The sequence below is a fragment of the Corallococcus sicarius genome (assembly GCF_003611735.1).
GTDB lineage: Bacteria > Myxococcota > Myxococcia > Myxococcales > Myxococcaceae > Corallococcus > Corallococcus sicarius.
In genome coordinates, this window is the sequence record NZ_RAWG01000665.1 from 1 (window position 1) to 853 (window position 853).

General features: G+C 71.0%; 1 protein-coding gene. It reads left to right on the forward strand.

The window, feature by feature from the left end:
- Nucleotides 1-132: 132 nt before the first annotated feature.
- The coding region (locus D7X12_RS41595; protein WP_147444009.1) for a lysophospholipid acyltransferase family protein at nt 133-853 on the forward strand (721 nt) is incomplete at its 3' end.

The following is an 853-nucleotide window of genomic DNA, read 5'->3' on the forward strand; positions in this document are numbered from 1 at the left end:
GAGACAGGGGGAGGGCTTCAGGACGGGCGCTGACCTGCCCTGGCAGGCAGGACTACATCTTCGGTTGAACGGGCAACCATTCCGCCCCTCGGGTTCGCGTGGGGGTGCCCGGGAAAGGAAGTGGGAGGACACGTGCTACGCGCTCTCTTCGCCCTGATGTCGCTCCTGCCGCGAGGCCCGCGCCGGCACATCGTGCGCGGCCTGATGCACGCCGTGTGGGGCACGCTGTCCCACGCGAAGGTGTACGGCCTGAAGGACCTGCCGCCGGGCCCGTGCCTCTTCATCTGCAACCACCTGTCCAACGCGGACGGCTTCACGCTGTACCGCGCGCTGCGCCCGCGCCAGGTCGTCTTCCTGGCCGGCGTGAAGCTGCACGGCACGGTGATGACGCGGCTGGCGGCGGAGACGATGGACACCATCGACATCACGCCGAACTCGCCGGACATCGAGGCCCTGCGCCGCTGCGTGGACCTGCTCAAGGGCGGCCAGTCGGTGCTCATCTTCCCGGAAGGCGGGCGCAGCCGCTCCGCGGGCCTGTTGCAGGCGAAGAAGGGCGTGGGCCTCATCGCCAAGCGCGCCGGGGTGCCCATCGTGCCGGTGGCGCTGACGGGCACGCAGAAGCTGATGCCCATCAACGACTCCGACATGGGCGGCGAGCGGCTCTTCCACGCCGACGTCACCGTGACCTTCGGGCCCGCCTTCCGCATGCAGGACCTGGAGCCGGAGCTGGCCGGCGCCACGGATGCGCGCCAGGCGCTGGTGGACGCGATGATGCGCCGGGTGGCCGCGCTGCTGCCCCCGGAGTACCGGGGCGTCTATGCGTCAGGCCCCGAAGCGGTGGCCCCGTCCGCGT